Origin of the sequence: Mesorhizobium sp. M0522 (assembly GCF_040321085.1) — a bacterium.
GTDB lineage: Bacteria > Pseudomonadota > Alphaproteobacteria > Rhizobiales > Rhizobiaceae > Mesorhizobium.
In genome coordinates this window covers 319,656-341,321 of record NZ_JAMYQW010000003.1, presented here as the reverse complement: position 1 = coordinate 341,321, position 21,666 = coordinate 319,656, and the positions used below count along the sequence as shown (strand labels likewise).

Genomic DNA, 21,666 nt, shown 5'->3' with positions numbered 1-21,666 from the left:
AGGGCTATAGCAGCCCGCCAATCAGCCTTCTTGTGCCGCCCATGGCCGCCAGCCCGCAGGCCATGCCGGCGCAGTCGGCGACCCAGTCGAGGATATCCATATCGCGCGCGATCAGCTGGGCCCCCTGAAGCAGCTCGATCGCCGCGCCGGTAAGAGCGAGGAGCACGACCAGCCTCGTCTTGTGTTCCGGCCAGCCGAGGCTTCCGAGTGCCGCCAACACCGCGAACGCCGCGGCATGGTTGAGCTTGTCATGGTGGAAGGTGAAGCCCATGTCCAACTCCTGCAGGAAGCGCGCCGGCGAAAGCGCGAGCAGGAGAACGCCGGCCAAGGTGAGCAGAAAAACAATCCTTGCCATGGTCGGAAAAGAGTCTGTGCGCAAAAGGTCAATCCTTCATCTGAGATGGGAGGCGATCCAGAAGGCACCACCGACTGGGACCGCTCTGCGGTTAGCAGGCCATAAGCCAGCATCGTGACCACAATCAGACCGCTGTCCCGATGACGGCACGCTCTACCCGGACCGTCCGGCCACAAAACGGATACCGCATCACAGACTGCGGGGGTTGCATCCCTTCAGACCAGAGGCGAATACCGCCTCTAGCCAAGCTTCGAACGGGAGTCCCCAATGGCAGATCAGCGGAAACCCTGTTTTAGAGAAGGTCTCGGATATTGACAGGTGTTCCCGGCGGCAGGTCTTTCACCTTCGCGATAAGTTGGCCCATTATGTGCCAATAGACTTCCAGGTCCGACAGCTCCTGGTTTTTGATTTCGTCCTTGCCATCGAGAAACAATGGTATCTTGTAGCCGATGCATTGGTTGTAAGCCGGTTCGGCGCCACCGGCCTCGCGCCAATCCGCGTAAAGGTTGGCGGCCAACGCCGCGTCTTCATCCTCTATGACATCGACCTCGTGGAAGGTGCGGATGTTGGCCGGCACCTGGAGCGCCTCCCCCGTGCCCGGCTCGAACATCACGACACCAGGTTCCCCTTGTTCCAGGCTTTGGCTATCGACTGCAAGCGCCGTCCCCAGCCAATCATAACCAAAGCAGGTGATCCGGCCGGTGAATTCCGGAAAACCCAGGCAGACACGTGCGTTCCAACGTGCCACGTCCTGCGCCCGGATTATCCTGTACAAACCGTGCTTGAACGAAGCGCCGCCGAACTGGCCAGCAACTCGCTCAATCCAGGCACTTTCGTATCCAGGGAGAAATTGCCGGTGTCCGCCGGCATCCTACTATCCACCGGGAAGTTTTGGCGAAATTTCTCGAATATTGCGATCTCCAATCTACCAGCCGATCAATCTGACGGTGCCTAACCTACTCTTGCCGAACGTCGAACGGCTTGATGGTAGCGGAAGGGAGACCTCGTTCATCAAACACATCGAAGACTCGCTCCGATAAGACGAGGTTAAGGTTCTTGGCTATGCCGAAGTCATCGTGACCCGCTTTCCCGCTCACCTTCAGCCACACGAAAGATGGAAGCTCTACCTCGGGCTGAAGTTCGCGGAAATCTTCGGACTTTATGACTTCAACAGGGGCGAATGTCGCTCCGGTGAAGCCGATTTCTGACAATGCGTGCGCGGCCTCTTCCGTCACGAGAAAACATGGAAAGCTTGTTATAAGAACATCACCGATCCATCCCTCCATCTGGTACACGAGCTTGCTTACGATAGGAGGGTGGACACTGGTATCCATGACAGTGCCGTCACCCAATCCTCCGGCCACATCGGGCAGAATGTCAAAGTATCTCATCATTCACCTATTGGTTGGATCGAACAAATGTCCGTACTTCTTGTCGATTTCGGTAACATAGTCAAGGACCTTCTGACGGGTGGCATGAGGGTTTTTCTTATAGAAATATTCCCACTCGCTCCGAATTACCTTCAGGTGCAAAATTATGTCGAACTCGTTCCGGATTCCACGAAGATTCTCGATTGAATGCAGCTCTTTCTCTGTAAAAAGCCCGGGATACCTTTTAAAAACTCCCTGCTCGACGCCATGATGCACTCTATAGTCGCTTTTGTTGAGACTAGGATTCGCATCGAAAAAGACTTTTCGATAGTCGTTGGATGGAGCCCACCCAACCTTCGCCCCGGCATGTTTAACTTTGGACGTATTCCTAGCAAGCATCGCAGCTAATAGCGCGGTTTCAACTGCACTGTCGGATATTTCGCCGGGTGGTGTCTTCCGGCGTGGCATTGGTGGCGAGACCGAGCGCGCAAGCGCTTGCTGGTGCCTAAGGGTTTCGGCATCGACCCCACGAACAAGTGCCTCGCCGCCTTCGACTAGGTCAGTCGGCCGCCTCGAAAATATTGAGAGTTTCTCTACCCAGGGCTTGGCAATCTTCGCCGCGGCGCGTTCCAGGGCCACGGCCGCCAACCTATCGCCAGGAATTGCGCCCGCGGCATTGAGCAGTGTTTCTTCGTAGTTGCCTTCCAGCGCTGCATTTCCAGCCTTCTCCAGTGCAAATGACGTCCCCAACGGCGTGAAGTCGGCCACCGAGATGCTGTCTTCGCCAAGCCCATCGGAGCCCACGAGTTTTTGTGCGAGACGACGCCACAGGCTCCCCCGCTCACTGTCGCCGGCTATCAATCTCCCGAGCCACTCTTGATTCGTCGGTAAGTAGTTGGTGAGTTCCGCGTTTGATACCGATCGTCCTGGCTCGACAGTGTTGGCTAAATCGAGCAGCATCATCGGGTCGACTACAGCTGCCCGGACCGACCTATCCGCGATGCTGTTATCTGTTTGGGACGCGCTGGTCTGAAACAGGTGGCTGAGCACCGCTTCGCGCGCGGCTTGATTCGGTAGCGCGGCGAACACATTGCGCAGCTCTGCGGTCTGGTCTTGCGGCTGGGCCTTGAGTCTGCCGACAATGTCCTGAGCGACAGAGTTGGGTAGCGGCTGGGCGGTCTCAAAACCCAACTGTTGCTGGGCGGCGATGGAGCCAATGATCGCCGCCCGATAGTCTCCCGGCTTCGACAGGTTGCTCCAGGCCGCATCAAGCTTCGCGAATGCCTCGCGGACATAGCCGCCCGGATCGGCCTGCCTGGCCTTGAACGTCAGGTCCGCGGCGGTGGCGATAGCGTCATGGCGTGCCTTGTCCACTTCCGGCGTTGAACTATCTGCGGTGGGGTCGGCGTCCTTGACCATGGCCCGCACGGCGTTATTCGACAGGTCGCGCATGCCGTGGAATTGACGATTAACCTCAACGGTCCTGTTGAACGCCTCGAAGCGCCTGGCGCCTTCGGTAGCGCAATAGAGAGCGACGAACTGTTCCGGCGTTGGGATCGGGCCGGAATAGGTTCCATTGTCCCTGATGTCGGCCGGCGCATTCTGCTCGGCCAGGATAATGTTTGTGCGTTTTTCGACTTGCCGCATCGCGTCGGCGGCTCGGGCCTGCTGGACCAACCCTGGCCGCTCTTCGGGGGCAATGTCGTCCCCAAAAGCCTGCGCCAACGTTTGGTCCGGCGTAAGCTTGCCTACGCGGTCACGGAGCGAAGCCGGTGCGGCAGTTCCATCCGCCGGAGGCCCACTCACAGCCTCGACGGTATCGTCCTTGGTCCTGCCGTCAGTCGCTCCCGACCCCCCACCTAGCATCTCCGCAGCGCGCTTCGGGTCCTGGGCGATCATCGCCTGGACAAGCGCCTTTGCCGTGTTGCTGCGCCAGGCAGCCTCGGCCGCTTGCCTGGCAAGCGGGTTGCCCATCTTGCCGATCAGGTCGAGCCCGCTCTGCCTGATCGCCTCGAATGTTTTTGTGTCGTCCGGGTCGCCCTGCGCGATGGCGCTTGTGTAGCCGTCCTCGACCTTGCTCCACTCGGCCCGCTCATAGTTCTGGCGCCGCGCGTGCTGCTGCGCGGCCATGCGGGCCGAGCCGGCGAGCCGCAACGCCTGCTTTTGGGCGAGGAAATTGGCGCGTTCGCCCTCCGGCACTTTCGCTACGGTGTCGTCGAAGATCTGGTCGAACAGGCCGGGCCTGACGACGCCGTCGCTGCGCGGATCGAGCTGGCCATACATGAAGTCGTGCAGGCCGCTGCCGTCGGCCGGCGCGGTCTGCACCGCCATGGCCTCGGCATGCGCGATGCGTGCGTTCAGCTCGCGGCCGATGATGTCGGCGTCGAAAGCGTCCTGCTGCTGCTTCTGTTGCTTGAAGCGCTCGGCAATCGCCGAGAGCTCGTCGCCAAAGCCTTGCATGGCGGCGCCCACCGGCGAGCCGCTGGGATAGAAGGCCACAGTGCCGGTGTCGAGGCGGCGCTGGGCAAGCTGGAGCGGGATGGTGGCCATCAGTAGAGGCCTCCACCCGGCGCCGGCGGGAAGGCGCTTCTGCCGAACGTCACCGCCTTGGCCGGGTCGTAGACGCCGGAGATGCCCGACACGAGGTTGCCGCCGGCCTTGAAGATCGAGGCGCCGACCGCCTGCCTGCCGGAAAAGCGCGCAATCGCCGCCTGCGTGGCGAGACCGTTCTGGCGCAGCTGCGAGCCGTACTGGATCGCCTTGAGGTCGAGCTGGCCCTGCCTCGCATTGGCGGCCAGCACCTCGGTCGGCGAACCAGAAATGGCGACGCCCGAAGCGCCGGCCTGGGCGCGCGCCTGCGCCTGCAGCAGATCCTGCTTGTGGCGCTCCTGGCCCTGCTCGAAGGCCGAGCTTTGGGCGTCGGCCCGCGCCTGCTGTTCATAGGCCTTGGCCTGGTACTCGGCCATCTGCTTCGACTGCTGGCCTTCCGCCAGCGCGCCGCCGACGGAAAGCGCCGTACCGATAAGAGCTAGTGTGCACATGGTCAGCCTCGTTCGCCGGCGGGAATGAATTTGCTTTTGATGCCGTCGACCGGCGCGCCGATCGCAGGGCGCCGGTCGAGCACGCCGCCGGGGCTGAGGAAGGACAAAAGCAGCCGGTCGGCCTGGATTGCCGGGCGGCTGAGACGCGATGGCGCGACGGCCCGCGGGCCGGCCATGGCGGTGCGCCGGATGGTGGTCAGGTTGACCTTCAGGCCGACGGCGCCGTCGGCATCGAAATGGCCGTTGGCGACGATGACGGCGCGGCTCAAGGCATCGGCCGCGAACAGCTCCTGCCGCAGTTGCTCGATCAGCCAGTGGATCGTGCGCCAGCGCTCGCCGAGCGCCTCGGCCTTTGTCCTGACCTCGTCGCCCGGCGCCGGCGTGGCGGCGACGGCTTCGGCGGGGGGTTCGTCCAGGGGGGCGCCAACGCGGCGCTCGTCCGCGTCCTCGATGGTTTTCTCGATCAGTGCGATTTCAGCGTTGCAGTCGTCCAATGCGGCACGCGCCGCCGTCAAATTGCCGGCGCCGAAGATCGCGTGAAACTTTTCCGTTTGCAGCTCGCCCTTGCGGGCGATCGCATCGTTGAGGTCGGTGTCGAGCAAGGCGCGGATGGCAGCGAAATCGGCAGCCGTCCGCGCCCTTCCGAGGTCTTCGGCATGGGGGATTTGGGTCACGGGTGGGTTCCTTGGTTGGGGAAGCGATGGAAGACGGAGCGGGTGATCTCCCCCCTCGAGGGGGAGATGGCCGGTAGGCCAGAGGGGGTCGTCTCGCGTGGAGCGCCGGCGTTCTTCCCCCGCGATGGAGGCGATAGGAGGCCGCGTCAGGACGAACCGACCCCCTCTGTCGCCTTCGGCGACATCTCCCCCTCGAGGGGGGAGATCAGCAGTTCTAAGGCTCGGCGTCGAACACCGGTGTCATCGCCCTGATCGTGCAGGGCGTGGGATTGACGTGGCGGATCTTCACCCGCCCCTGCCCTTCCCAGCTATCGTCGATCGGCACCTCGACATTGCCGGTGAACAATTTCGCCATGCCGTCGGGTGCAACCACGGACGGAATGCGAACCTGCTCCCAGCGGCCGCGGATGAACGACTGGACCTGAAGCCCGGTTGTGTCGGTTTCCAGCAGCGAAAGAATGAGCTTGGCCACCTTCTTGCGCCGCCCGACGATCGATCCGTCGCGACCGCCGACATCGAGCTCCAGCGTGTTGGCTTCGGACTGGTAGCCGAGCCCGACCTGCCATTTGGCTGCCGTAGCCCCACCGGGCAGCGAGACCGCGCCAGCGGCCACAGCAAGGCCCTTGTAGACCTTGCCATCGGCCAGGACGTCGGCTGTTTCGCCGTTGAGATGATCAAGCCCTGAGACCGTGCCCACAGCGACGCCATCATAGGTCAGGCCGCAGTCGACTTCGAATGCATTGCCGATCCCGCCATACTCAAACGGCGCGGTCTTTATTTCGATATAGCGCCTGGTCACGCCGCCGATCGTGCGTTTGACGATCAGCCAGAGATCGTCGTTGCCGTCCTGGCCGGGCGTCACCACGGCGCTTTCGACAACGGCCCAGTTCGATCCTGCGAAGCTTCCGGCGATCTGGTGGATGTGCATGCCGCGAACGTCCTGCGACGGCTGGTGCGTGTAGCCGCCGAGTTCGCCATCCCCGAGCGGGAACCACAGCAGCGGGTCGGGGTCGGTCTGGAAGGCGAGTTCGACGACGCCTTTCTTGGGAATGTGCTCCGATATTTGACCGACATCGTCGGAGGTGAAGCGGCCGGTGGCGTTTTGCGTCAGCTCGGCGATCGATTTGCGGGAGCGGGTGACATAGAGGAACGACTGCCCCGCATCGACGGGACGCAGCGGGGCACAACCGAAAGTCCGCGACCGGCGGTTCTTGAACGAGGACGGCGTCAGCGCCTCGTCGATCCCGGAGCCCGACAGCGCCCTCACCCCGCCAAGCGTTCCGATGATCAGCGCGCCGTCCGATTCCGCCACCCACGTAATGTCGTTGGCCTGACCGCCACCTGCCTGCACGAATTCCAGCGCGTCGGTGTCTTTCTCACCGGTGGCGAAGTTGTCGAAATCGCCGGTTTGCGAGGCATAGACCGAGAATTTTCGGCTGAACGCCAGGCGCTCCTCGTAAAGCGAACCGCTCTGGACATACTTGCCGGGCACGAACGTGCCGAGACGCCAGCGAATGATCGGGCTGAGATCGGGCAGAGCATGCCCGTACAACTGGACCGTGACCACCGTGGTGCTGGTCCGGGCAACGACCTTGGCCCAGCGCCAGAAGCCATCCGCGCCAAGCAGACGAATGGCGCGGCCGATATCGCTGGTCTGGAAGCCGATGCCGTCGTTGATGCCGACGATCGAGGAGGCCGAGAGATCGAACGGCGTTTGCGACGGCGCGTATTCGTGCAGGGCCAGTTCGGCGATAGCGGTTCCATCGCTGCCGCCACCTGAAAACAGCAGCTGATAATATTCGTAGGCAACCGTATTGTTGAAGCCGTCGAAGAAGCGGGTTTCCGACTTGGACCAGCCGGTCTCTCCGTCCCGGCTGTCGAGCGTCGTCCAGTCGGTGCCGTTGTGCGAGGCCTGGAATTGCCACTGGGTCGGCGATGCAGTGTCTGAGTGATCATTCGTGGCGGTAATCCAGTAGGCGTCGACCGTCTTGGCCCCGCCGCCGCCGAACTGGTAGCGCAGATACCCGCTCGGAAAGCCCGCTATGTTCTCCCCCTTCTGCTTGTCGCCATCGAACACCTGCCACACGTCGGATGAGCCGTTGCTGTTGCTGACCGTGCCGCTTGGCAGCGTATTCGCGACCATGACCGGCATGGCGTTGCCGGTTGCGGCCGGCGTTAGCGTCGTGGCCGTGGTGTTGATCTTGTCGTAAGGGCCGTCGAGAAAGACGAAATCGGCCAGCGTCCAGGTCGTGTGCGCGGTGCGCGTCAGCACTTTGACCGGATGACCCTTGTGGGTGATCCACATCTGGTCTGCCGACTGGACGAATTGCAGGTCGAACAGATCGGCCTCGGGATAAGGCGAAACGACTTCGACCGTGCCGACGCGCGCGCCATATGCATAGACGCGGATGTAGAGATCGCCGAATTCGAGCGCATAGGCCTGGTCGGCCGAGAAGATGAACGGGATCAGCCGTGTCGCCTTTGACGGAGCCTTCACCTGCGCGCAAAAATACGTGCCGCCGCGTTTCCTGATGCCGCCATGCGGCAGCGTGACGAAGTTCGTGCATTTCGACAGCGCCGCCCGGTAAAGGTCGAGCGAGGCGCGAGCATGCAAGCGGGGAGAAATCTCGCCGCGGATGAAAGCATCTTGGACCGGATAGAGCGTGGTCATCGGCCGACGCCCCGGCTGTCGCCGCGCTGGAAAGCCCAGGAAATTGTGGAAAATCTGCCGCCGCGCTGGATGGCATTGGCCGAGTAGGCTGCATCCAGCGCTCTGTCATAGGCGCTGCGTGCGACGTCGATCATGCTGGCCTTGTGGGTCAACGGATGGGCGATCTTGATGGCGAGCGCCGCCACCAGCACTTCGCTGAACAGCGCGTCCCAGTCGTTGGGGTCGGTGAGATTGGCGACATAGCGGAGGATGCGCGGCCCGGCCTGATCCGAATAGACCAACCCGGCCTCCTGCCGCCATGAGAGCGGCACGCCATCCGGCTCGCCGCTATGGGTCAGCGGCAAGGGCCGCAGGCAGTCGGCGGGAAGCTCATAGGCGAAGTTCAGCGTGCCAGCGCCGCTGCCGGTGTCGAAGCCGGCGACCGAGGCCGCCAGGATGGCGAAGACAAAGGCGTGCTTGGTCAATTCGGCCTCGCGGGTCAGGTCGAAATGCAGATTGAGCAGGCGTGCCGCCTTGGCGTCCTGGTCGAGGCTTTCGATCGGCGCCTCGTCGAGCACGGCGAGCGCCATGTTGGCGATGTCGAGCGGGGTGATGGCCATGGCTCAGGCCTCCGGCTGTGTGGTTGGTCGGGGAAAACGGGGCATGGTGCCTCCACGGCAAAAAGCCGCTTCAAGGCGGCTGGGATTTCTTGTGATTTTGGCTTGGGCGGAACGTTGCACGTCTCGTGCATCGAACGTCACGACTCCAACCGCCCGTCAGGAAACGGGTGGCAGGCGCTGCGTCAGCCGTCTTTTTCCCATTCGAGCAAGGAAGACGGCAATGCTTCGGCTATTGCAGTTTCACGACACCGCCGCGCAACGCGGCGATGTCTTGCCTGAATTGTGTCAGCCGACGTGTGCGCCGGTCGAGATTCCTGTTTCAGCTGACTTGGCAAAGACGCTTGCTTTCACCCTTCCGGCACCTCCTGCCAAAGCCAAGCCCCTGTCCAGGGCGTCCTGAAGACTTGGCGTGTAGTAGGCGGTGTCTTCCAGGCCGCTGAAGAAGTTTATGCGATGAACTTCCCCCTTCTTGCTCATGACAATGCCCGCTTTTCGGAGCACTTCCTGAACTGTTTTGTACTTCATGTTCATGGTGACCTCCCTTACCAAGACAAGGCAGCATCGCCCTTTCTTGTAACTGTTTGGTGCCGTCGATTGGCCAAAGGGCAACATGAATGTTGTAGCGAACGCCAAAATTCACATCACTCCGACGCAGCGCAGCGGGTGAACTTGGGATTCGCCGACCTGGTGTCCCGAAGGGGCGGGACGTCTGACGCCCGCCCCTTCGCCCGATCAGGCCTCGGTCGTCTTCAGCGCGATGAACGTCATGTGCTTGACGCTCGACGCCGTGCGGTCCCAGTTTGCCGCCAGTGCCAGTTCGGCATCGGTGGCGAATTCGCCGGCCGAGGACGCGTCGAGAAAGCGGGTGCCCGGCACATGCGGCACGAAATGCCGGCGGCCGACCATTTCGGTGACACCACCGCCATGGCCCTGCCGCGGCTTGCGGTCGAACTCGAGTGGCCCGCCTTCGGTGTTGACCGGCAGCTCGTTCCACAGGATCGCCTTGTCCTTGAACATGAACGCCGTGTAGACGCCGCCGGCAACCGGAATGTCGTCGTCGACGACGGCCCTGAGCCCCATGTAATAGGGGATCAGCGGCCCGCCCTGCTCGGACGACGGCACATAGTCGATGAGGTCGGCGAGCTTCAGCGCCTTCATGCTTCGAATGCATCCAGATCGTCTTGAACTTGTCGGCGCGGTCGCCCATCAGGTAGGCGGCCTCGATGATGTCGGTGTCGACAATGGAGGCGCCGGTGACGCGCACCAGGTCACTGCCGTCATTGGCGATGTTGTCGGCCAGCACGCCTTTCAGTATGCCCAGCAGCGTCAGCTTGTTGGCGCGCTGCCAGTAGTCGGTCTGGCGGCGAACGATAAGCTTCTGCGGATCGTCGCCGGCAAGGATCGAGGTCAGATCCGGGATGCCCCAGGCCTGCGCACGCACATTGCGGGCCGCGACTTCGCGGCGCGCGCCGATCTTCTTCATCTCGATCGAGTCGGCCGGGTCGTCATTGACCGGCTCGGACGGATCGTTGCCGAGGTCCTTCCAGCCGGGCATGTCGACGGAACGTCCGCCCAGGCTGAGCTTCGAGGCGATCGACGGGTCGGAAAACAGGATCCCGGCCTGGTAAATCTCCAGCGACTGGACGTGCTCCTCGAACGAGTATTGCGCATAGACGGACGGAACGATCGCATCCGCGATACGGGTATAGGCGTCTGCCATTTTTGTCTTCCTTCAGGTTTGGGTTAAAGAGGATTGTTGGGCATCCACAGGTCGGGATTTTCGCCGGCCTCGCGTGCCAGCCGCCGGGCGCGGGCGGGGTCGCTTTTGACCAGGGCTGAGATGCCAGTCAGGTTGCGCTCGCCGGCGGCATTGCGCTTGAAGGGATTGCCTCCGCTCAAGGCAGCATTGCCGTCGATCGTGTCTTCGCGGAACATCGCCTCGCCGATGGCGTGGAACGCCTTGGCGATCTGCGGGTCGGTCAAGGCACCGTCCGGCAGAAGGATGCCCTTCGCCTTGTAGGCATTGACCAGTCCGAGCTTCTTCATCGCCCGGTTGGCGACCTCGAGCTTCTGGCGAAAGCCATCGCTGCCGGTCGGTCCCCAATCCCTGACGAGGTCGTCATGCGTCGTCTCGACCGAGCGGGCAAGGGCGATTTGCTGTGCCTTGGCCTGCTCGGCCATGTAGCCGACGAAGCGGTCGTGATAGGCCTGTGCGACCTTCGGGGTAGCACCTGCCTCGACCGCCCAGGCCTTGGACGCATTGGCGAGCTCGTCCGAATAGGCGAAGTTTTCGGGGAGCCCGTCGGGGCGCCGGTACTCGACCTTGTCGGGCGAGGTCAGCGGACGCATCGCCTCGGGCAGCCGGGCATGGAACCTGTCCCAGTCTTCCGCGGCTGCATCGGCTGCCGGAACGCGCAGGCTCTCGCCCTGCTGCCGCTCCAGCTCCGCATAGGAGTTGAAAACCCGATCGAGGCTGTCAGGCTTGGTCCAGCCCTTGGTTTCAGCAAGCTTGCGGTTGCCTTCGGAGAGACCGTCAAACCAGCTTGTGGCCGCAGGCGGGGCGGACCCGCTGTCCCGGTTGGCCGGTGGCCGTGCAAGGTTGCCCGCCGGTGGCGCCGCCACCACGGACCCGGCGTCTGCCAGATCTGTCATGAGAAGATTCCTTTTGTTGAGAATTAAAGGCCGGTGATGAGAGCGCTGGCGGCGAAGCTTGGTATCTCCCCCTCGAGGGGGAGATGGCCGGCAGGCCAGAGGGGGTATCCGCGCGTGGAGCGCCGACCTCATCTGTCGCCGGGCGTCGCGCCGGTCGAACCGACCCCCTCTGTCGCCTTCGGCAACATCTCCCCCTCAAGGGGGGAGATTAGCGCCTACGCATTATCGCCCCAGTTCTCCCAGAGCAGCGTGATGGTGCCCGACACCGCCAGCGTGCCGTCGGCGTCGATATCGGTGCCGGTGGCAAACGCCAGGTTGAGATAGAGGTCGACCGGCGTCACGGTGCCGTCGAGCGTCAAGGCTGCGGCAACATCGGCAATCGATGCGCTCGACGGCGCGGCACCCGCGCCATCCAGCGTACGGCCGGTGGCGCCCACCACATTGGCCATAGTGCCTGCCAGTACAGCGCTCGATGCTGCCGCCGAGCCGAGCGACCAGGTCAGCGCGACATTGTCGTTGATGGTCGAGGCGCGTGGCGTCAGCACGGCGAACTGCAATCTTGCCGTGCCGCCCTTGATCCGCGCCTTGCCATCGAGAAAGTCGAAGAGCTTCTGGCTGGCAAAGCCCTGCGCATCGGTGACCGGCACCGGCATGGCATTGAAGGAGAAGACGGTGCGGTAGGCGCCGCCCTGCCCGGTCGTCCTGGCGGTAAGCCCCGCCCTGGGCGGGGCAAGCCCGGCTTCTCTGGCGGCGGCACGCGAAAGCGTCCGGGCAAGACCTCGGGTCATTTGGTATCTCCATTCTTGCGGGATTGAAAACGGGGTCGGCTGGGCCGCCGCACGCAACAGCGGCAAAAGCTCATGGACATTTGGATCAGTTATGTGTATCTATACACAACATGAAGAGCGCCGATGTCATTCACAGGCTGTTGGCGGATGGCTGGTACGAAGTGGCTCGAAAAGGAAGTCACGCCCAGTTCAAGCACAAATCCAAGCCGGGCCGGGTGACAGTTCCGCATCCCAGGCGCGACATCCCGATCGGCACTCTCAAGAGTATTGAAAACGATCCGGCGTGAAGCTGAGGTAGAGAAATGCGGAACTATATCGGATTGATCCACAAGCAAGCGGACAGCGACTTCGGCGTCTCCTTTCCCGATTTTCCGGGCCTGGTGACAGGCGGCGTCAACCTGGATGATGCCCGTGCCATGGCCGGGGAAGCACTGGCCTTTCATGTCGAGGGGCTGGTCGAGGATAGCGAGGCCATTCCCGAACCGTCGTCCCTGGAGGAAGTGATGTCGGACAAGGACAATCTAAGCGGTGTCGCCATCCTGGTTCCCTTGAAAGCTGAAGCTGCGAAGGTCGTGCGTGTCAATGTCACCATTCCGGAAGATGTCCTCGATCAGATTGACCGATATGCGGAGCGCCACGGCTACAGCCGATCCGGATTTCTGGCCGCTGCGGCGAAAAAGGTAATGCAGATCGAGGCAGCGTAGCGCTCTCGAAGGTCGACTGGAGATGAAGCTCTTTGGGTCTTGTTCGGTTACTTTCTTTGCGGATCAGGCCGTCAGACAAAAACAACCATGTCTTATTTCGTGAGGCACGGTGCCTATGTTCCGCCGCAAATGCGACCGTACTTGGCAAAATCAGCCTGCGAATTAGTTCATAGACTTCAAGGGAGTATCAGACGATGACCATGTCCAGAGCCATTGCCGCCATGTTCGTAACCGCCGCGCTGGCAGGCTGTGCGCAGACCGAAGCACAGCAGAGAACCAGCACGGGCGCGCTGCTCGGCGCGGGTGCCGGCGCGCTTGCCGGCCAGGCGATCGGCGGCAACACCAAGAGCACGGTCATCGGTGCCGGAGCCGGCGCCCTGCTGGGCGCCGTTGTCGGCAATGCCACCACGCCGCAGCCGCCGCCCGGCGAACAGCTTTGCCGCTATCAGGACCGCACCAGCGGCCGCATCTACACCGCCCCCTGCGACGACCGGTACTACAACGGCGATTATTGAGTGTAGAATGCGGTTGGCGCGGTGGAGCCAGCTTCAGCGGCTAGTGCATGTCGCCCAAAAGTTTGCAGCGGTTCTGGGACAACGACATGGATGAACAAAGACCTAAAGGCGCGTCGATACGCGACGCCCTTTAAGGGACGATCTGTCAGGCCAAGCCGGGTGTACGGCAGGGCAGAATTAGGGGCATCATCACCTCAATTCGCAATTCCAATCAGAAGAACGTTCAACCCACGAAATTTTCGTCCACGAACATCTCCGCAAATTTCTGCGGTGTGAGAGTTACATCATTGTCGCGGGCGATTTTGAGGTTCCTTGCCCACATATCCCGGATTGCTGCCGGCATTCCCTCAGGCATGTGCATAGACTGGGCTATTGCGTCATGCCATTGTCCATCGCCGCCATAGATAGATTGCAGTTTGGGGCCCATCTTTTTCAAGCCATCCTCCGACTCCTGAGAAAGTTCTCCGATGGCCCAGAGCACATAAAGCTCCAGTAACCTAAGCAGCGGCTGTCCATCATAACGTGGGTCAGTCGACATATTACCTCATGCATCATAGGTGGCGTAATAAATGAGTCTTTCACAGATCGCGGAAAGGCTGGGCCTTTCTTTCAGCGACGCAACCCAGGCCTCGATAACCTCGATCGCAATGTGGATTTCGAGAAAGTATGTCAGGCCCTCTTTGGCTGCCTCCGCTGGCACCAATGCCCCTTCCGGCCCAGTTGCAACCATTGCGTCTGAATCTTCGGTCCAAGGCTCCGACACATAAATCGTGTCCTCCTCGTCAAATTCCGGCAACCGTCCAACGATATCCAGCAACTTTATTGTTTTCCCCACAAAGAAAATCCTCCTCGGCGATCCGGGTTTAGTGTCTCCTGGAAGATAGTCCCAGGATCATGTTGGGATCTAGGGACGAGTTGCATTACACCGGGTTCGTAGACTTGCACAATGATCAGCCGAAGTGGGTTATGGCCTCCGCAAGGTCAGTGCTCCCCGCACCCTACTCCTCCGCCCGTGCCGCCTTCTCCAGCGCCGCCTTACACAGAATCCCGATAACTCGATTCCAGTAGCGCACCGCTTCAAAATGCTCTTGTCTGGTCAACCAGGTCTTGTTCTCCAAACCGACTGGATCGCCACCAACGATAACCGGCGTAATCTCAAACAACTCCATGCCCTTGGGGCGGAAATACCTATTTTTGGCGCTCATTTTCAGTCCGCCAACCGAGCAAATAGGTCGGCGAGGTCACGCGCTATCGTCTCAGCGGACGCCGATCCATACCTATGAATGGGATGCGCACGATTGGCATGGCCGCATCTTCAGTGTCGAAGCCATAGCCTTCACCTCCTCCGTCCGATGCGAACAAGAGGATGCCTGGCGCATATTTTTCAACCTCATACTCTCGATTGAAGTCAGCCAATTCTTCGGCTTTAAAAAAAATAACACAGTTATTGCGGATGAAACCTTCGCCTCCATTATGCTCTTTGAGGAAGTCGGTGTAATCCTTGGGCAGCGCAACTCCCAAGCGTGCGGCCAGTCCATCGACGACTGCGGACTCAGCCGGTGCGTCGAACTGTCCCTCGGTTAAACTATATCCCACTGCTATCCTCCTTCAGCAACTGATTCCACCACGGCGTACCCTGTTGTCGATGAACATCGCGAGGCAGTGCGAGCCGGGCAGAATCGAGCTCGTCGTCTCCGGTGCTGATTTCGGCAGGGGGCAAGCGCATGACGTGCCTAGGTCGGGTTTTGCAGTCCATCAGCTAAATCTCTGACGTGCGAAGTCACCAGGATCATTCAATCCTTTTCCGGCTCGTCGAATGAATGAATCCCGGCCGACTCATTGCCGAGGCGCTCAAACACGTCTAGCGCCCGCTCTGAAACAACAAGCGTGTGGTTCGAAGCCATGCCGAAGTCATCATGTCCTGGCTGCCCATGGATCTTCATCCAGACGAAGGTTGGAAGTTCTGTTTCTGGCTGCAGCCGACGAAACAACTCCGAAGCAGTAACCTCGACGTCGGCAAACGTCGCCCCAGAAACTCGCATCTTCAGCAGCTCCAGCTCGGCTTCTTTGGTGACAAGATAACAGGGAAAACTCCTTATCAGGACATCACCTATCCAAACGTCAATCTCGTAGTGAAGTTTGTGCACAATCGGCCGGTGAACGCGGTTATCGAGAGCCGTATTTTTGCCAAAATCACCAGCAACAAATGGCTCTACATAGTAATAATCCATTTTTCACCTATATTTTCCGACAGGCGGCACGAAATGATGGCCATATTTCTTATCCATCATTGTAGAATGATCCAGAATCTGCCGCTCTGTTGGGTACGGGTACTTTTCATAGAATTTGTCATTTTCGCCCCTAATGATAACAAGATGCAGAATATCATTTAAATCCTTAGGGATCCCCCGGAGATTTTCTATCGAATTGATCTTTTTCTTCGATAGGAATTTAGAAGCCTCTTAAGTAATTGCTGCTCAGCCGGATGATGAATTACTACATCCTCGATGTTCACGTCGGGGTTCGCCTGAGCATACGCTTTCCTAAAGCCCCCTACGCCTCCAGCCTCGCCGCCTTCTCCAGCGCAGCCAACTGCGCCTCGTCCAGTGTCAGGAACCCCATAATATGCTGCACCACTTCGGCCCGCGCATTGCTCAGCGCGCTGTGCAGCTCGAAGCCGTTCGGCGTCTTGGTCTTGGCCAGCCACTCGCCATAGGACGGGCGGCGGTAATAGCCGGTCACGGCCGTCAGGTCGGCCAGCACCATTTCGCCGTCCTGGCCCGAGAACACCCTGAGATAGGCCTTGGCCAGGGCATCCCGCGCCTTGGCCGGGCCGCCGGCCTGGCTGGAATGGGCGAAGCGTTTGCCGCTCATGCGCCCTGCCCGCCCGAAGCATCTTGCGCAGCCTGCGGCATCAGTCCGCCGAGCCCGTCGAGCAGGCCGCTGTCGCGCGCCTGCACTGCCGCCGGCACGGCATCCCTGGCGACCTTGCCGGCGGCGGTCATCGCCGCCATGCCGGCCTGTTCCTGCTGCGCCTTGGCGCGGGCATCGCGGATGCCGGCCACCTCGTCCTGGCGGCGAAAAATGCGCTGCGGGCTGCGGCCGGCGCCCTGCACGATCTTCAGCGCCTCGTCGCCGTCGATATTGTCCATCACGCCGGGATCGAACTGCGCCATCTGCATGGCGGTGGTGACAACCTGGATGGTGTCGCGCGCCTCGGCCGAACGGCGCAGCACGTCGAGCGGGCCGGTGAAGGTCGGCCGCAGCGCCTTGCCGGCAAGGCTCGCCGGCGGCAGGAAGCGGCTGTCTTCCTCGTAAAGTCCCTTGTCTTCCAGAATACCCAGCTCGCGGTCGAGATTGCTGGCAAAGCCGGCCTGGATGATCGAGCCGGACGGCCCGAGCAGCGCGCCCTTCTCCTCCTGCCGGATCAAGGCTTCGGTCGCCGTCATCTGCGGGTTCTGCACCAGCGTCTGGAACAGGTTGACGAACATCATGTCGCGGATCTCCTCGGCCCGGCTGTCGGCATAATTGAAGGCATAGGTCGGGTTCTGGCCGGTGGCGATCGGCGCGATCAGCGGCCGGCCGGCATCGTCGATCAGGCCGGGATAGTTCTCGCCGGGATTGAGCACCGGCACATAGTCGAGGCGAGCCTTGGAGGCGGTCGCCGGATCGGTGATCTGCTGCAGCGCGCGAAGGCCGGAGCGCCGCACGGCGTTCTCTTCGCGCACCGTCGTCAGTGCCTCGATGGTCGGCGAGATGCCGTACGGATCGCCTTCGTAGCGGCGCCAGTTGAAGCACGACACCGGGAACGAGCGAAACCCGCTTTCCCTGACGATCGCCTCCTCGTCCTCGATCACGTGATAGGAAGCGAACGCCGTATCGAGATACTGGTAGGAGCCGCTCAGACTGTACATCTTGCGCTCGTCGCGCGGCTGGACGCACTGGATCAGCGAGATTTTCGTCTCGCATTTGACGGGGTCGTCGACCAGAATCTTGATCCGCGCCGGCAGTCTGTCGTAGCCGAGCAATTGCGCCGCCTGCCGCGCCGTGCGCTCGTAGCGGCGGTGGAAGATGTCGACCTGGCCCCAGCGGTTGCGTGAGAGATAGCCTTCGACCACAGGGATCGAGGCATAGCGGATCAGCGTGCCGCCAAAACCTTCCTCGGCATAGAGATAGGCCGGGCCGTAGCGCACGACATTGCGCAGGCAAGCCTGCGTTGCCGGCACGAAATTGGAATTGGCGGAATAGCGCAGCGAGAACAGGAAGTCGCGCAGCGCTTCCGCCCATTCCTTTTCCTCGTCGGTCTCCTCGTCGTTGATGGCTGCAGTCGACAACCCATGCCATTTCTCCGACTGCGGAATGATCAGGCTTTCCAGCCCCGCGGCCAGCCGGTTGGCGGCCGAGTTGATGGTGTTGGCGTAGACGCGCGCACCGCGCCGCTCCTGCCGCTCAGCCTGCGAATCGACGCCGGCCTGGCGGCGGCCACTCCACATATCGGGCGCGTCGGGATCGCAGAATTCGGACACCGCCTCCCAGACATGCTCATACTGGCTGCGCTCGCTCTCCAGTTCAGCCTGTCGCGCCAGGATATCGCGGGCACGGGAATCGCTCATGGTCAGCCTCGCTTGATGAACTCAATGGGGAAAAGAAAGAAATGGCGGGACGCCGAGGCTGCCGATCTCCCCCCTCGAGGGGGAGATGTCCGGTAGGACAGAGGGGGTCGTCTCGCGTGGATCGGCGACCCCCTCTGTCGCCTTCGGCGACATCTCCCCCTCAAGGGGGAGATTGGAAGCGCCTTATTCCGCCGGCGTCGTCTCCAGCGCCGGGCTCCGCCCAAAGCGCTGCACCACGAAACGGCCCATCTTCTGGCCGGGTACTTCGATCAGCATGTAGGTGATCCAGGACAGCAGGCACACCACTGGCAAGACGACGACAGTGACGATCGCGAAGCGCAGCGGCGCCGACAGCTCGTGGCCGAACTGGGTGATGACCAGAGCCGCAACCGGCTGGAGAACCAGCAGATGGATCAGATAGATGCTGAAGGAAAGCTCACCCATCAAATGAAAGAACCTGTTGGCGAGCGTCATGGCGATGTTTCTGGCCACGATACCCGCCATTCCCGGCAGCATGCGGTAGAGAACCAAGGCAAAGAACCCCAGGACGAGCGCTTCGCGCATCAACAGCTTGCTCAGCCCATAGCCGCCGCCGAACGGCAGCGCCGCCAGCAGCATGGCCAATGCCAGATGCACGAAGGGCCGCTTTTGCCTTTGATGGACGACGCCCGCCAGCAGCATCCCGCACAGGAAAATCTGCATCTTCAGCGGCAGGAACGACGGCATCGGAAAATGCACCGACAACTGTCCCATCAAGAACACCATCGCGCTGCCGGTCGCCGCGACCAGGATGGCCGCCCATATCCAGTCAAGCCTGCGAACCAGCAGCATGATGGCCGGGAACAGTGCGTAGAACTGCATCTCCAGCCCCAGGCTCCAGTCGGGCAGCGGCGTGCGATAGGCGAAATTCGGCACCAGGCCGAACAGGAACAGCAGATGGGCGCAGATATTCTTCAGCCCGCTGTCGAGATAACGCTCGGGCGCCTGCGGCGACCGCAGCAGGAACTCGTCGATGATCATTCTCGACCCGTAGAGATAAGGGCCAAGCGCCAGGGCAGCGAACAGCATGACGTAGAACAGCGGCGCTATCCTGAAATAGCGGCGGGTCCAGAATTTCAGCCAGGTTTCCGGCCTTTGCCAGGGCTCCTTGTCCTGGCGCAGCTGGTAGTGGAACACCATCAGGAAGCCGGACAGCATGATGAACAGATCGACGCCGAGGTCCGGTTCGCCAAGAATAGGAATCTGCCAGCCGGTCAACAACAAGCAGTGCCCGATGAGCACCCAGATGGCGGCAAGCGCCCGAAGCCCGTCCAGGCACTCGATGCGCGATGACCGGGCTTCTGTCATGCCGAACTCCTCGATTGCCATGTTGCAATGCAGCATGGCGGCTGAGGGAGGAATGTCAACCGTGCCGAAGGAACACGATTTGCGCTGTGCTGTTACGGAAAAGGCGGAACACCGGAGGGGAATTGTAGAGGCATGCACTTGAACACCCCCCTCTGTCCTGCCGGACATCTCCCCCTCAAGTGGGGAGATTGGCTGTCATCACGGTCTTCGCCAATTTTCTAGGGATGCAGAAAAGGCGCTGTCCTCCAAGCTGCCAATCTCCCCACTTGAGGGGGAGATGTCCGGCAGGACAGAGGGGGGCCCGAAGGATCGCGGCTTACGCGATCCCGGCAGGCAAGCTCCCGTCTATCTCTTCACCAACCGCGCATGCCGGCGCCAGTACCACCACGCCAGCACCCGGTTGCGGAACACTCGTCTCATCGCGCCCATGTCAAACCCCCAGCAGCACGCGGCGCTGGCCGGTCAGATCGCCGGGCGACAAATCGGTCTTCACGGTTCCGGCGGTGCCGTCATTGGCCGCAAGCTGGGCCCGCAACGCTGCTTCGCGCGCCTGCACGTCCTTGTCGGCAATGGTCGGCGTCGGCGGCAACGGCTTCAGCGCCGGCGGTTTTTGGAAGAGGCACATGGTTTTCTCCAAAGTGAGAGGCTCTTGTCCAGTCGTAGAGCAGAAAATCCTCGCCGTTCCGGCCATAGCCCGGCAGGCGGCAGCGTTGCGTTGCACCCAGCCGGGCAAGCCAGCGCAGCGCCAATTGATTGGCGGCCAAGGCGCGGGCCTCGACACGCCAAGCGCCGCGCGCCGCGACTTCAGGCCCGAGCACGGCATGAAAGAACTCGGTAATGCCAGGCACGCAGCGCCTCATGCGGCGCGTGCCCCAGCTCCAGGCGATCCACAGCCCGCTGCGCTGCTCGGCAGCGCCAAAGCCGGCCTCCGGATTGCCGTCGAGCTCCGCGACATAGGCAAACCCCTGCAGCGCCGTTATCGCCAGCAGCGCCGGCGACCATTCGTTGAACTGACAGTCGATCTCGGCCCGGTCCTCGGGCCGCAGATTGGCGGCGATATAGGAGAGATCGCGCAAAGTGGCGGGAATGATGCGGATTGTCATGCTCGGCGAACCTTACCGTCCACTGCGGCGCTAGAAGGCGGCGGTCGACCTTGCATGCGGTCCAGCATTTCAATCAGCGCGGCCTCGACCGAGCCAGCGAACTGGGTGCCAAGCCTCTATTTGTAAGCCACTGCTGCGCTTGCAGGTCCCGCCAACGGAATAATCTCGCAGCGACTAAACCCTGCCTCTTTGCACCACTCGGTGAACTGGGCGCCGGTGAAGTCAAACGCCTCGCCAAATTCGATCAGCATGTTCAGCGACATCATGAGACCGAAGCCGTTTTGCCTGCGTTCATCGTCGATGATGTTCTCGATGGCGACCAGCGCGCCGCCGGTCGGCAATGCACGATAGGCCTTGGCGATCAGCATTTTCTTGTTCTCGAGATTCCAGTCGTGAAGGATCATTCCCATCGTGATGATGTCCGCCTTGGGGAATTCGTCCGCGAAGAAGTCGATCGTCTCGGCGATGACCCGGCCGCCGAGATTACGCTCCCTCAAGCGCCGTTCGGCGATCGGCTGCACATCGGCGAGATCGCACGTCCGGCATTGCATGTGCGGATGCCGCGCCGCGACGATGGCCGAAAGCTGCCCGGTTGCGCCGCCTATATCGGCCAGCGTCTTATATTTGGAAAAGTCGAATTTCTCGGCAAACGCCGTGAAATTGCCCATGGAGATGCCGCTCATCGCGTCCATGAACTGCTCCAGGCGCGCCGGGTCCGCATAGAGCTCGCCGAACATCGACTTGCCTGTCTCCTTGATCTCGTTTTGAGGCTTTCCGGTTTGCAATGCCGGTGTGAGATCGCCCCAGAATCGATACAGTCGTGCGTTCGCCATCTCAAGGATTCCACCGATGTATTGGGGGCTCCGCTTGACCAGGAACAGCGCGGTCGATGGCGTATTGCCGTATTTGCCGGTTTCACCGGCGCCGTCCCTCTGCAGCAATCCGAGCGCGACGAGGGTGTCGAGAAAATCATACGTTGCGCGCGGATGCAGCCTCATCGCGCCTTGCAGTTCGAGGCCCGTTTTGGGGCCGTCCGCAAGCAGCGAGAAGAGTCCCAGTTCCACGGCGCTCAACAATGTCTTGGCTGGCCAGAACCCAAAGCCAATTTGCAGTATGTGGTCTGGAGAAATTCCGTTTTGCATCTGATCCTCCCCTATCGGCGAATGCCCCCCGTGAGGCCACGCCGATGCGTCCCTTGAGCGGGATCATTCGATGCTACACCACGTCCACGGAC

General features: G+C 61.4%; 25 protein-coding genes and 1 pseudogene. 4 read left to right on the top strand and 22 right to left on the bottom strand.

The window, feature by feature from the left end; genetic code table 11:
- Positions 1-4 precede the first annotated feature (4 nt).
- The 10 genes from NKI58_RS06625 to NKI58_RS06580 form a co-directional block, all read right to left on the bottom strand.
- Positions 5-355 (bottom strand): hypothetical protein, encoded by a 351-nt coding sequence (locus NKI58_RS06625; protein ID WP_352784624.1) that lies wholly within the window; start codon positions 353-355, stop codon positions 5-7.
- Between the two features lie 292 nt (positions 356-647).
- A complete protein-coding gene (locus NKI58_RS06620; protein ID WP_352784621.1) occupies positions 648-1,103 on the bottom strand; it encodes a T6SS immunity protein Tdi1 domain-containing protein in 456 nt (151 codons plus the stop codon).
- Positions 1,104-1,311: 208 nt separating this feature from the next.
- The gene (locus tag NKI58_RS06615) at positions 1,312-1,746 is read right to left on the bottom strand and encodes a hypothetical protein (protein WP_352458152.1); all 435 of its coding nucleotides are present in this window, start codon (positions 1,744-1,746) and stop codon (positions 1,312-1,314) included.
- A gap of 3 nt (positions 1,747-1,749) precedes the next feature.
- Entirely contained in the window at positions 1,750-4,275 is a 2,526-nt protein-coding gene (locus tag NKI58_RS06610; RefSeq protein ID WP_352853096.1) for a hypothetical protein, read from the bottom strand.
- Entirely contained in the window at positions 4,275-4,766 is a 492-nt protein-coding gene (locus tag NKI58_RS06605) for a hypothetical protein (protein ID WP_352784614.1), read from the bottom strand. The genes NKI58_RS06610 and NKI58_RS06605 overlap by 1 nt, the downstream gene beginning before the upstream one ends.
- Positions 4,767-4,768: 2 nt before the next feature.
- The gene (locus NKI58_RS06600) at positions 4,769-5,440 is read right to left on the bottom strand and encodes a hypothetical protein (protein WP_352784611.1); all 672 of its coding nucleotides are present in this window, start codon (positions 5,438-5,440) and stop codon (positions 4,769-4,771) included.
- Positions 5,441-5,654: 214 nt separating this feature from the next.
- A complete protein-coding gene (locus NKI58_RS06595; protein ID WP_352784608.1) occupies positions 5,655-8,111 on the bottom strand; it encodes a phage tail protein in 2,457 nt (818 codons plus the stop codon).
- Positions 8,108-8,710, bottom strand: a complete 603-nt coding sequence (locus tag NKI58_RS06590; protein ID WP_352784606.1) for a phage connector family protein — start codon at positions 8,708-8,710, stop codon at positions 8,108-8,110. The genes NKI58_RS06595 and NKI58_RS06590 overlap by 4 nt, the downstream gene beginning before the upstream one ends.
- 285 nt (positions 8,711-8,995) lie before the next feature.
- Positions 8,996-9,241, bottom strand: a complete 246-nt coding sequence (locus tag NKI58_RS06585; RefSeq protein ID WP_031211513.1) for a hypothetical protein — start codon at positions 9,239-9,241, stop codon at positions 8,996-8,998.
- 201 nt (positions 9,242-9,442) lie between these two features.
- Positions 9,443-9,868 (bottom strand): hypothetical protein, encoded by a 426-nt coding sequence (locus tag NKI58_RS06580; protein WP_352784603.1) that lies wholly within the window; start codon positions 9,866-9,868, stop codon positions 9,443-9,445.
- On the opposite strand from NKI58_RS06580, the gene NKI58_RS06575 reads away from it, so the two are divergent.
- Complete coding sequence (locus NKI58_RS06575; protein WP_352784601.1) at positions 9,867-10,457, top strand: hypothetical protein; 591 nt, start codon at positions 9,867-9,869, stop codon at positions 10,455-10,457. The two genes, NKI58_RS06580 and NKI58_RS06575, sit on opposite strands and share 2 nt — an antisense overlap.
- On the opposite strand, the gene NKI58_RS06570 is transcribed toward NKI58_RS06575, so the two are convergent.
- Both NKI58_RS06570 and NKI58_RS06565 read right to left on the bottom strand, forming a co-directional pair.
- Positions 10,454-11,362 (bottom strand): hypothetical protein, encoded by a 909-nt coding sequence (locus NKI58_RS06570; protein ID WP_352784598.1) that lies wholly within the window; start codon positions 11,360-11,362, stop codon positions 10,454-10,456. The two genes, NKI58_RS06575 and NKI58_RS06570, sit on opposite strands and share 4 nt — an antisense overlap.
- A gap of 215 nt (positions 11,363-11,577) precedes the next feature.
- Positions 11,578-12,150 (bottom strand): hypothetical protein, encoded by a 573-nt coding sequence (locus NKI58_RS06565; protein WP_352458161.1) that lies wholly within the window; start codon positions 12,148-12,150, stop codon positions 11,578-11,580.
- A 110-nt stretch (positions 12,151-12,260) separates the two neighbouring features.
- On the opposite strand from NKI58_RS06565, the pseudogene NKI58_RS06560 reads away from it, so the two are divergent.
- The 3 genes and pseudogenes from NKI58_RS06560 (at position 12,261) to NKI58_RS06550 (ending at position 13,369) form a co-directional block, all read left to right on the top strand.
- Positions 12,261-12,448, top strand: a pseudogene (locus NKI58_RS06560) (type II toxin-antitoxin system HicA family toxin).
- Between the two features lie 4 nt (positions 12,449-12,452).
- Entirely contained in the window at positions 12,453-12,854 is a 402-nt protein-coding gene (locus NKI58_RS06555; protein WP_352458163.1) for a type II toxin-antitoxin system HicB family antitoxin, read from the top strand.
- Positions 12,855-13,048: 194 nt separating this feature from the next.
- A complete protein-coding gene (locus tag NKI58_RS06550; RefSeq protein ID WP_352458164.1) occupies positions 13,049-13,369 on the top strand; it encodes a YMGG-like glycine zipper-containing protein in 321 nt (106 codons plus the stop codon).
- A 223-nt stretch (positions 13,370-13,592) separates the two neighbouring features.
- Here the strand turns inward: NKI58_RS06550 and NKI58_RS06545 are convergent, their stop codons facing one another.
- The 10 genes from NKI58_RS06545 to NKI58_RS06500 form a co-directional block, all read right to left on the bottom strand.
- Positions 13,593-13,907, bottom strand: a complete 315-nt coding sequence (locus NKI58_RS06545) for a hypothetical protein (protein WP_031211512.1) — start codon at positions 13,905-13,907, stop codon at positions 13,593-13,595.
- Between the two features lie 6 nt (positions 13,908-13,913).
- Positions 13,914-14,186, bottom strand: a complete 273-nt coding sequence (locus tag NKI58_RS06540) for a hypothetical protein (RefSeq protein WP_023675731.1) — start codon at positions 14,184-14,186, stop codon at positions 13,914-13,916.
- Between the two features lie 181 nt (positions 14,187-14,367).
- On the bottom strand, positions 14,368-14,574 hold the full coding sequence (locus NKI58_RS06535; protein WP_352784590.1) for a hypothetical protein: 207 nt from the start codon (positions 14,572-14,574) through the stop codon (positions 14,368-14,370).
- Positions 14,575-14,617: 43 nt separating this feature from the next.
- Positions 14,618-14,965: an SMI1/KNR4 family protein gene (locus tag NKI58_RS06530; RefSeq protein ID WP_352458166.1), complete on the bottom strand. Its 348-nt coding sequence runs from the start codon at positions 14,963-14,965 to the stop codon at positions 14,618-14,620.
- Positions 14,966-15,162: 197 nt separating this feature from the next.
- Positions 15,163-15,600 (bottom strand): hypothetical protein, encoded by a 438-nt coding sequence (locus NKI58_RS06525; protein ID WP_352784588.1) that lies wholly within the window; start codon positions 15,598-15,600, stop codon positions 15,163-15,165.
- Between the two features lie 322 nt (positions 15,601-15,922).
- The gene (locus NKI58_RS06520) at positions 15,923-16,243 is read right to left on the bottom strand and encodes a Bbp19 family protein (RefSeq protein WP_352784586.1); all 321 of its coding nucleotides are present in this window, start codon (positions 16,241-16,243) and stop codon (positions 15,923-15,925) included.
- Positions 16,240-17,982 carry a portal protein gene (locus NKI58_RS06515; RefSeq protein ID WP_352784584.1) on the bottom strand — a complete coding sequence of 581 codons (1,743 nt, stop codon included), beginning with the start codon at positions 17,980-17,982 and terminating at the stop codon, positions 16,240-16,242. Before NKI58_RS06515 ends, NKI58_RS06520 begins: the two co-directional genes overlap by 4 nt.
- Before the next feature lie 183 nt (positions 17,983-18,165).
- Positions 18,166-19,329: an acyltransferase family protein gene (locus tag NKI58_RS06510; RefSeq protein ID WP_023675727.1), complete on the bottom strand. Its 1,164-nt coding sequence runs from the start codon at positions 19,327-19,329 to the stop codon at positions 18,166-18,168.
- A 509-nt stretch (positions 19,330-19,838) separates the two neighbouring features.
- Positions 19,839-20,432, bottom strand: coding sequence for a GNAT family N-acetyltransferase (locus NKI58_RS06505; protein WP_352784582.1), 594 nt, complete (start codon positions 20,430-20,432; stop codon positions 19,839-19,841).
- 116 nt (positions 20,433-20,548) lie between these two features.
- Positions 20,549-21,574, bottom strand: coding sequence for a methyltransferase (locus NKI58_RS06500; protein WP_352784580.1), 1,026 nt, complete (start codon positions 21,572-21,574; stop codon positions 20,549-20,551).
- Positions 21,575-21,666: the final 92 nt, after the last annotated feature.

What these genes read in the sequence shown, in the direction of transcription:
- NKI58_RS06625 (WP_352784624.1), bottom strand. Translation starts at nt 355, where the DNA reads ATGGCAAGGATTGTTTTTCTGCTCACCTTGGCCGGCGTTCTCCTGCTC.
- NKI58_RS06615 (WP_352458152.1), bottom strand. Translation starts at nt 1,746, where the DNA reads ATGAGATACTTTGACATTCTGCCCGATGTGGCCGGAGGATTGGGTGAC.
- NKI58_RS06610 (WP_352853096.1), bottom strand. Translation starts at nt 4,275, where the DNA reads ATGGCCACCATCCCGCTCCAGCTTGCCCAGCGCCGCCTCGACACCGGC.
- NKI58_RS06605 (WP_352784614.1), bottom strand. Translation starts at nt 4,766, where the DNA reads ATGTGCACACTAGCTCTTATCGGTACGGCGCTTTCCGTCGGCGGCGCG.
- NKI58_RS06595 (WP_352784608.1), bottom strand. Translation starts at nt 8,111, where the DNA reads ATGACCACGCTCTATCCGGTCCAAGATGCTTTCATCCGCGGCGAGATT.
- NKI58_RS06590 (WP_352784606.1), bottom strand. Translation starts at nt 8,710, where the DNA reads ATGGCCATCACCCCGCTCGACATCGCCAACATGGCGCTCGCCGTGCTC.
- NKI58_RS06585 (WP_031211513.1), bottom strand. Translation starts at nt 9,241, where the DNA reads ATGAACATGAAGTACAAAACAGTTCAGGAAGTGCTCCGAAAAGCGGGC.
- NKI58_RS06575 (WP_352784601.1), top strand. Translation starts at nt 9,867, where the DNA reads ATGCTTCGAATGCATCCAGATCGTCTTGAACTTGTCGGCGCGGTCGCC.
- NKI58_RS06580 (WP_352784603.1), bottom strand. Translation starts at nt 9,868, where the DNA reads ATGAAGGCGCTGAAGCTCGCCGACCTCATCGACTATGTGCCGTCGTCC.
- NKI58_RS06570 (WP_352784598.1), bottom strand. Translation starts at nt 11,362, where the DNA reads ATGACAGATCTGGCAGACGCCGGGTCCGTGGTGGCGGCGCCACCGGCG.
- NKI58_RS06565 (WP_352458161.1), bottom strand. Translation starts at nt 12,150, where the DNA reads ATGACCCGAGGTCTTGCCCGGACGCTTTCGCGTGCCGCCGCCAGAGAA.
- NKI58_RS06555 (WP_352458163.1), top strand. Translation starts at nt 12,453, where the DNA reads ATGCGGAACTATATCGGATTGATCCACAAGCAAGCGGACAGCGACTTC.
- NKI58_RS06550 (WP_352458164.1), top strand. Translation starts at nt 13,049, where the DNA reads ATGACCATGTCCAGAGCCATTGCCGCCATGTTCGTAACCGCCGCGCTG.
- NKI58_RS06545 (WP_031211512.1), bottom strand. Translation starts at nt 13,907, where the DNA reads ATGTCGACTGACCCACGTTATGATGGACAGCCGCTGCTTAGGTTACTG.
- NKI58_RS06535 (WP_352784590.1), bottom strand. Translation starts at nt 14,574, where the DNA reads ATGAGCGCCAAAAATAGGTATTTCCGCCCCAAGGGCATGGAGTTGTTT.
- NKI58_RS06525 (WP_352784588.1), bottom strand. Translation starts at nt 15,600, where the DNA reads ATGGATTATTACTATGTAGAGCCATTTGTTGCTGGTGATTTTGGCAAA.
- NKI58_RS06520 (WP_352784586.1), bottom strand. Translation starts at nt 16,243, where the DNA reads ATGAGCGGCAAACGCTTCGCCCATTCCAGCCAGGCCGGCGGCCCGGCC.
- NKI58_RS06515 (WP_352784584.1), bottom strand. Translation starts at nt 17,982, where the DNA reads ATGAGCGATTCCCGTGCCCGCGATATCCTGGCGCGACAGGCTGAACTG.
- NKI58_RS06510 (WP_023675727.1), bottom strand. Translation starts at nt 19,329, where the DNA reads ATGACAGAAGCCCGGTCATCGCGCATCGAGTGCCTGGACGGGCTTCGG.
- NKI58_RS06505 (WP_352784582.1), bottom strand. Translation starts at nt 20,432, where the DNA reads ATGACAATCCGCATCATTCCCGCCACTTTGCGCGATCTCTCCTATATC.
- NKI58_RS06500 (WP_352784580.1), bottom strand. Translation starts at nt 21,574, where the DNA reads ATGCAAAACGGAATTTCTCCAGACCACATACTGCAAATTGGCTTTGGG.